The sequence below is a fragment of the Streptococcus pseudopneumoniae genome (assembly GCF_001072315.1).
Lineage (GTDB): Bacteria > Bacillota > Bacilli > Lactobacillales > Streptococcaceae > Streptococcus > Streptococcus pseudopneumoniae_R.
This window is the reverse complement of record NZ_JVLI01000179.1, coordinates 1-6787: the sequence shown is the minus strand read 5'-3', so window position 1 is coordinate 6787 and position 6787 is coordinate 1. Positions and strand designations below refer to the sequence as shown.

The following is a 6787-nucleotide window of genomic DNA, read 5'->3' as shown; positions in this document are numbered from 1 at the left end:
CCGTAGATATATGTAACTGACTTCGTCAGTCTTATCTACAACCTCAAAGCAGTGCTTTGAGCAGCCTGCGGCTAGCTTCCTAGTTTGCTCTTTGATTTTCATTGAGTATTAATTGAGCAACTATACTATTTAGATTAGAAATAAAAGAAGCCATTAGGTTAGCATTTAACCTAAACAGCTCCTTGATTATCCTCCAAATAAACGAGCAAAAAAGCCTTTCTTAGTGGATTGGACTTCTTCTTTTGCTTGGTCCAGCTCTAGCTTAAGATTTTCTTGATCCTTCATGGCTTGAAGGGTCAATTGTTGCTGCTGATCGAGTTGTTTGTCTTTCTCAGCAATCTGACGGTCTTTGATACGCATCTGCTCGTCTTTTTCTGATAACTGACGATCCTTGGCTTTTAATTGTTCATAAAGACGAAGAATTTCTGCATTCTTCTCATCAACTAGAATCTCCATCAGTTCACGTTGCTTGACATCTTCACTGACAGGCTCATCTTCAAAAATCGTTTTTTTATAGATTTCTTCTAGCTTAATCAAGCCACTTCTGGTAACAACTGTTACCCCTTTGTCATTTTTATCTGTGTCTTCTTCTGGTAATTCTTTGACACGGTTATTGATTGCTTGGCGAGATAATCCTAAGACCTCTGCAATCTCACTGACGGTCATTTCAATACTCATAATATCCTCTGAAACGTTTTCTAGCTTTTCTTTACTTAAATCTTATCATAAGCTAGAAAAACTGTCAAATTTCCGCTTAATTTAAGGCCTTCAAAAAGGCTAATAAGACTTGAGCAGAGCGACGTCCAGCCTCGATAATAAACTCATCAAAAGAGATGTTTGCTTCATGGTTGGCATTGTCACTCATAGCTCGAATGACTAAAACTGGAAGATTAAGGGCATGCGCTGCCTGAGCAATAGCTGCTCCTTCCATCTCAACTGCTAAAACTTCTGGAAAATGGGACTTAATCGCTTCTATCTTGTCATTTCCTGCAACAAAACTATCTCCTGTAGCAATCAAACCAAGATGCCAGTTCTGGTCCAATTGAGATAGACTCTCTTGAATTTTAGCAACAAAGGTTTTATCCGATTCGAAATAAAGTGGTTGTTGCGCCATTTGTCCATAAGCATAACCAAAAGCTGTGACATCCACATCATGATAGGCTAATTTGTCAGCAATCACAACATCCCCAACAGCAATACCCTCTGCTACTGCTCCAGCAGATCCCGTGTTAATCAAAGCATCCACTTGAAAATGATCAGCCAAAATCGCCACACTCATAGCAGACATGACCTTTCCAATTCCACTTTCTACAAGAACGACTTCATGCGAGGCAATGCTTCCTGTGTAATAGGTATTGCCTAAAACAACTTGCTCCTGGGCATTGTCTAAATGCTGAACCAGATACGCCAGTTCTTCTGGCATGGCCGCAATAATTCCTATTTTCATTTCAATTCCTTTTCTATTACAAAAGTTTCATTGCTAAGACAAGCAAAATCAAGAGAAAGATGACAGCGAATAAGATTTTATTCAACTTAGAATTGAAGACATTTCTCTTGGTATTTTCAATGCGACGACTTTTATGAATAGATGGTTCAACCTGAATCTTCAAGGTTTCCTGGCTAAAACCATGATCCTTAGGATTGGCATAACCAAAACGGGAAGAAGAGGTTGGTAAAATTTTTGTCTCCTCATCATCTAGCAAAGGAGGACCTGAAATCTTTTCGCCTCTATTAGCTCTTTCAATCATTTCATCCGTTAATAAAGGTTTACCCATACTGACCTCCTCTATTTTTTGTGCAATTCCCAATACTGAACAGCCATAATTGTCTTGGCATCGCAGATATGACCTGATTGGATCAATTCCTTGGCTTCTTCTAAGCTCACTTCAAGGACTTCCAAGGTCTCATCTTCATCCTGCGGACGCGGATTTTCCACTTTCGTCAAATCGCTTGCTCGGTATAGTTTTAATTTTTCATTACAAAAGCCAATGGCTGAGTAAAAATCGTACAAGAGTTCTAATTTCCCTGTATAGGCTGTTTCTTCCTCTAATTCACGCAGGGCTGCTGTAACAGGGTCTGTATTTTCTCCTACTTCCAATTTTCCAGCTGGAATTTCGTAAGAGACAGCCTCGATGGCTTTGCGGTACTGCTTGACCAAGATGAGTTTCTGTTCATCCGTTACTGCTAAAACACAAACAGCCCCATTGTGGAAAATCAAATCCCGTTGGGCAGTTCCTTTACCTTCTGGTAATTCAACCTGCTCTTGGACTAGTTTAAATATTGGTCCTTGATAGATTTCTTTTCGGCTAAGTGTTTTTTCTTCAAATTCCATGATAGGCTCCTACTGATTCTTAGGATGATGAGGAAGGCGAGTTGCATATTCGTCTTTATTGACCTGACGACCACGACCAATAGCAATAGCATCCGCTGGCACGTCTTTAGTAATAGTTGAACCAGCTCCAACGAGGGAATTGTCACCAAGTTCTACTGGCGCAATAATGGTTGAATTTGAACCAACAAAGACATTGTTACCGATGACTGTCTTGTATTTGTTTTTGCCGTCATAGTTGACTGTAATGGTTCCTGCACCAAAGTTAACATGGCTACCCACCTCACAGTTTCCGATATAAGTCAAATGACCAGCCTTAGTATTCTCGCCGATAGAAGACCCTTTCACCTCAACAAAGTTTCCAATATGAACTTGGGCACCCAGACTTGAACCTGGACGAATGTGGGCATAAGGACCGACTGTCACACCGTCTGCAACACTACTTTCCTCAATCATAGAATTGGTAATAATCGCTCCTGCTCCAATAGTGCTGTCCACTACATAAGTACCATTTGTCAAAACAGTCTCAGCACCAATTTTCGTTTGCCCCTTCAAGGTAACATTGGCTTCGATTTGAACTTCAGGAGCAATCTCAACATCAATATCGATATAAGTTGCTTCTGGATTTACAAAGCTAACACCATTGACCATGTGTTGACGATTGATACGACGACGCATAACCGACTCAGCTGTCGCAAGAGCTACACGGTCATTTACCCCAAGACTTTCATCAAAATCTTTCAAAGTATAAGCACCGACTTTTTCACCAGCTTCACGGAAAATGCCAATGACATCTGTAATATAGTATTCTCCTTGAGCATTGTTGGTGTTGATATTTTTCAAAGCCTCAAACAAACGCTCGTTGTCAAAGACATATGTTCCAGTGTTGATTTCCTTGATTTGTTTTTCAAAATCTGTGGCATCCTTCTGCTCAACGATACGAAGAACTTCAGCATTGTCATTACGAACAATTCGTCCATAGCCGAAAGGATTATCCGTTTCAGCAGTCAAGATAGTGGCCACATTTTTATGATTGATGTGGAAATCAATCAAGTTTTTCAAGCTTTCACCTGTGATTAAAGGAGTATCTCCTGCGATGACCAAGGTGTGACCTGACAAACCTTCTAAGATTGGCTCTGTCATCATAACTGCATGACCAGTCCCTAACTGTTCAGATTGAGTCACAAATTCTGTCTGTCCAGCCAAGACCTCTTCAACCAATTCTGCCTTATGTCCTACAACTGTTACTGTCTTTTCAGGTTGGATAGCTCCCACACTACGGAAAACATGTTCCAACATAGAAATACCCGCAACCTTGTGCAAAACTTTTGGCAAATCAGATTTCATGCGAGTCCCTTTACCCGCTGCTAAAATAATGGCATAATTTGACATAATCTTCTCTTTTCTCTAGAAATTCCCTTTTATTATACCATATTTCAAATCATTCCGCGCTCTTGAATGAAAAAATGCTCCAAAGTCCTTTCCTAACCCATTTTTTGAGTATTTTTTTTGATTTTTTCTCATTTTTAAGGTAAAATTATGAGATATGAGAAAGAAAATTAATCCGCTTATTTTGTTTGGTTTTTTTGGGATTATGATTTTCATTTTAATCCTGAATCGCCCTCGTTTTGAGGACCATCCTGTAAAAACAAAGTCAAATATCGCGCAAGTAGAAACACAAGCGCTACACAATATAGATAAACCGGTAATTGATGTTTCTGGTTGGCAGCGTCCTGAGGAAATCAATTACGATACTCTGTCCCAAAACATTTCTGGAGCTATCGTTCGTGTCCATAGTGGCGCTCAGTCTTTAAAAGAAAACGATGCTTCCTTTGTTAATGGGGTAGATAAGACCTTTAAAACCCATATCACTGAGTTTCAAAAACGAAATGTCCCAGTTGGTGTCTATGCCTATGTAGCTGGAAAAAATGTCCAAGAAATGGAAAAGGCTGCTGAAGTTTTTTATAACGCTTCATCGCCATACAGCCCTAGCTACTATTGGCTAGATGTGGAAGATAAAAGCATGTCCAATATGAACGAAGGTGTTGAAGCCTTTCGTGCAAAGCTAGAATCGCTAGGTGCAAAAAATATCGGAATCTACGTTGGGGTCTACTTCATGGAAGAACACAGTATTGATACAGACAAGTTTAATTCTGTTTGGATTCCTTCCTATGGTTCAAATACTGGCTTTTTCGAAAGCAAACCTAATACGGACTTAGATTACGACATCCACCAGTACACTTCTAAAGGAAAAATTGCTGGCTTTGACCACGATTTAGATATCAACGTTATCTCTTCCTTAAAAAACAAAGAAGAAACCTTTAGAAAACTCTTTTTAAAACCTTAAAAGCATTTGTTTATCATTTGCTTTTTCTTTTTGTGTTTGATTGTGATACAATATAGTAAGGATTTTTTGAAATAGAAATAGTTGGAGGAAAAATATGCTCTCATGGTTAGCACGCCTTATTAAAGGGATTGTCATTGCTCTTGGATTTATTCTACCGGGAATTTCCGGAGGGGTTCTAGCAGCAATCTTAGGAATTTATGAACGAATGATTGGCTTTCTGGCCCATCCCTTTAAGGACTTTAAAGAAAATGTTTTGTACTTTATTCCAGTTGCCTTCGGTATGCTTCTGGGAATCGGCTTATTTTCCTACCCGATTGAATACCTGCTTGAAAATTATCAGGTCTTTGTCTTATGGAGCTTTGCGGGAGCCATCATTGGTACAGTTCCTAGCCTCCTCAAGGAATCAACTCGAGAATCTGACCGAGACAAGATTGATTTGGCTTGGTTCTGGATAACCTTTATCATTTCTGGATTAGGACTCTATGCCTTAAACTTTGTTGTTGGAACCTTAAGTGCCAGCTTTCTTAATTTCGTCCTAGCTGGTGCACTGCTGGCTCTTGGCGTATTGGTGCCTGGCCTCAGTCCATCAAATCTACTTTTGATTTTGGGTCTCTATGCTCCTATGTTGACTGGTTTTAAAACCTTTGACCTCTTGGGAACCTTCTTCCCGATTGGAATCGGGGCAGGTGCAACTCTCATCATTTTTTCAAAATTGATGGATTATGCCTTAAACAACTACCACTCACGCGTCTACCATTTCATCATCGGTATTGTCCTATCAAGTACCCTTTTGATCTTGATTCCAAATGCAGGAAACGCTGAAAGTATCCAATACACTGGCCTTTCACTTGTTGGATATGTCATCATCGCCTTCTTCTTTGCGCTGGGAATCTGGCTTGGTATTTGGATGAGCCAATTGGAGGATAAGTATAAATAATGGCAAAAAAAGTTAAAATCAAAAAAACATTGGTGGAACAAATCCTGTCTAAAGCAGGTATCCCACATCAGGGAATTCAAATCAATGCCCTGGAAGGAGAGCTGCCTCAAGGTTATGAACGAGATCAGATTTTCAAAACCTTGGCTCTTTTGGGAGACAAGACAGGACCGATTATCGGAATTGTCCCTATCACCCAACACTTGTCTGAAAAGAAACTAGCCAAAATTTCTGGCAATAAAAAAGTGAGCATGATTCCACAAAAGGACTTGGAAAAAACAACAGGTTATATTCATGGAGCCAATAACCCTATCGGCATTCGTCAGAAACACAATTATCCCATTTTTATCGATAAAATCGCTCTAGACTTGGAACAAATGATTGTCTCTGCTGGGGAAGTTGGTCACAGCATTATCGTCGCTCCACAAGACTTGGCTAGCTTTGTAAAAGCTGACTTTGCAGATATCTTGGAGGACAGCAAGTAATGAAACTCTACTTTGTCCGCCACGGTCGTACAGTCTGGAACCAAGAAAGACGCTTTCAAGGTGCTAGTGGAGATTCTCCCCTTCTTCCTGAATCCATTGAAACCCTAAAACAACTTGGCCAATATCTCAAGGATATTCCTTTTGATCAGATTTATTCAAGTGATTTACCTCGAGCGGTCAAATCTGCCGAGATTATCCAAAGTCAACTCAAGACGCTCTGTCCTTTAGAAAGTGTTCCTAATCTCTGTGAATGGCAACTGGGGAAGTTGGAAGGTTTGAAAATTGCAACCTTGGAAGCTATTTACCCGCAACAAATCAAAGCTTTCAGATCTAATCTTGCTCAATTTGACACTCAAATGTTTGGAGCTGAATCCCTCTATAGCACCACGCAACGGACCATCCAATTTATCAAATCACTCAAAGATAATCCAGCTGAGCGTATTCTAATTGTCGGTCACGGCGCCAATCTTACTGCCAGTCTTCGTACTCTCCTAGGTTATAAAGAGCCACTTCTTCGTAAAGATGGCGGTCTAGCAAATGCCAGCCTAACCATTCTAGAAACCCATGATTTTGAAACATTCACTCTTGATACGTGGAATGATACTTCCTATCAATAACAGAACTTGATTTTATACTCAATGAAAATCAAAGAGCAAACTAGGAAACTAGCCGCAGGCTGTACTTGAGTACGG

The 6787-nt window shown here is 40.0% G+C and carries 9 protein-coding genes; 4 read left to right on the top strand and 5 right to left on the bottom strand.

Going from position 1 to position 6787, the window contains the following annotated elements; all coding sequences use genetic code 11:
- Nucleotides 1-186: 186 nt before the first annotated feature.
- The 5 genes from rocS to glmU all read right to left on the bottom strand — a co-directional run bounded on the left by rocS (nt 187) and on the right by glmU (nt 3721).
- Nucleotides 187-678, bottom strand: coding sequence for a chromosome segregation protein RocS (gene rocS, locus ADH54_RS09795; RefSeq protein ID WP_000021242.1), 492 nt, complete (start codon nt 676-678; stop codon nt 187-189).
- Between the two features lie 76 nt (nt 679-754).
- On the bottom strand, nt 755-1447 hold the full coding sequence (locus tag ADH54_RS09790) for a 5'-methylthioadenosine/adenosylhomocysteine nucleosidase (RefSeq protein ID WP_049524966.1): 693 nt from the start codon (nt 1445-1447) through the stop codon (nt 755-757).
- Between the two features lie 16 nt (nt 1448-1463).
- Nucleotides 1464-1775: a cell wall synthase accessory phosphoprotein MacP gene (macP, locus tag ADH54_RS09785; RefSeq protein WP_000517861.1), complete on the bottom strand. Its 312-nt coding sequence runs from the start codon at nt 1773-1775 to the stop codon at nt 1464-1466.
- Nucleotides 1776-1786: 11 nt separating this feature from the next.
- On the bottom strand, nt 1787-2332 hold the full coding sequence (locus tag ADH54_RS09780; protein WP_000393825.1) for an NUDIX hydrolase: 546 nt from the start codon (nt 2330-2332) through the stop codon (nt 1787-1789).
- A gap of 9 nt (nt 2333-2341) precedes the next feature.
- On the bottom strand, nt 2342-3721 hold the full coding sequence (gene glmU / locus ADH54_RS09775; RefSeq protein WP_049524964.1) for a bifunctional UDP-N-acetylglucosamine diphosphorylase/glucosamine-1-phosphate N-acetyltransferase GlmU: 1380 nt from the start codon (nt 3719-3721) through the stop codon (nt 2342-2344).
- Nucleotides 3722-3875: 154 nt separating this feature from the next.
- On the opposite strand from glmU, the gene ADH54_RS09770 reads away from it, so the two are divergent.
- From ADH54_RS09770 to ADH54_RS09755, 4 genes are all read left to right on the top strand, one after another.
- A complete protein-coding gene (locus ADH54_RS09770; RefSeq protein ID WP_049524963.1) occupies nt 3876-4676 on the top strand; it encodes a glycoside hydrolase family 25 protein in 801 nt (266 codons plus the stop codon).
- 94 nt (nt 4677-4770) lie between these two features.
- On the top strand, nt 4771-5613 hold the full coding sequence (locus tag ADH54_RS09765; RefSeq protein WP_049524962.1) for a DUF368 domain-containing protein: 843 nt from the start codon (nt 4771-4773) through the stop codon (nt 5611-5613).
- Entirely contained in the window at nt 5613-6095 is a 483-nt protein-coding gene (locus tag ADH54_RS09760; RefSeq protein ID WP_049524961.1) for an aminoacyl-tRNA deacylase, read from the top strand. The genes ADH54_RS09765 and ADH54_RS09760 overlap by 1 nt, the downstream gene beginning before the upstream one ends.
- Nucleotides 6095-6712 (top strand): histidine phosphatase family protein, encoded by a 618-nt coding sequence (locus tag ADH54_RS09755; RefSeq protein ID WP_049524960.1) that lies wholly within the window; start codon nt 6095-6097, stop codon nt 6710-6712. The genes ADH54_RS09760 and ADH54_RS09755 overlap by 1 nt, the downstream gene beginning before the upstream one ends.
- Nucleotides 6713-6787: the final 75 nt, after the last annotated feature.

What these genes read in the sequence shown, in the direction of transcription:
- ADH54_RS09760 (WP_049524961.1), top strand. Translation starts at nt 5,613, where the DNA reads ATGGCAAAAAAAGTTAAAATCAAAAAAACATTGGTGGAACAAATCCTG.
- macP (WP_000517861.1), bottom strand. Translation starts at nt 1,775, where the DNA reads ATGGGTAAACCTTTATTAACGGATGAAATGATTGAAAGAGCTAATAGA.
- ADH54_RS09770 (WP_049524963.1), top strand. Translation starts at nt 3,876, where the DNA reads ATGAGAAAGAAAATTAATCCGCTTATTTTGTTTGGTTTTTTTGGGATT.
- ADH54_RS09765 (WP_049524962.1), top strand. Translation starts at nt 4,771, where the DNA reads ATGCTCTCATGGTTAGCACGCCTTATTAAAGGGATTGTCATTGCTCTT.
- rocS (WP_000021242.1), bottom strand. Translation starts at nt 678, where the DNA reads ATGAGTATTGAAATGACCGTCAGTGAGATTGCAGAGGTCTTAGGATTA.
- glmU (WP_049524964.1), bottom strand. Translation starts at nt 3,721, where the DNA reads ATGTCAAATTATGCCATTATTTTAGCAGCGGGTAAAGGGACTCGCATG.
- ADH54_RS09780 (WP_000393825.1), bottom strand. Translation starts at nt 2,332, where the DNA reads ATGGAATTTGAAGAAAAAACACTTAGCCGAAAAGAAATCTATCAAGGA.
- ADH54_RS09755 (WP_049524960.1), top strand. Translation starts at nt 6,095, where the DNA reads ATGAAACTCTACTTTGTCCGCCACGGTCGTACAGTCTGGAACCAAGAA.
- ADH54_RS09790 (WP_049524966.1), bottom strand. Translation starts at nt 1,447, where the DNA reads ATGAAAATAGGAATTATTGCGGCCATGCCAGAAGAACTGGCGTATCTG.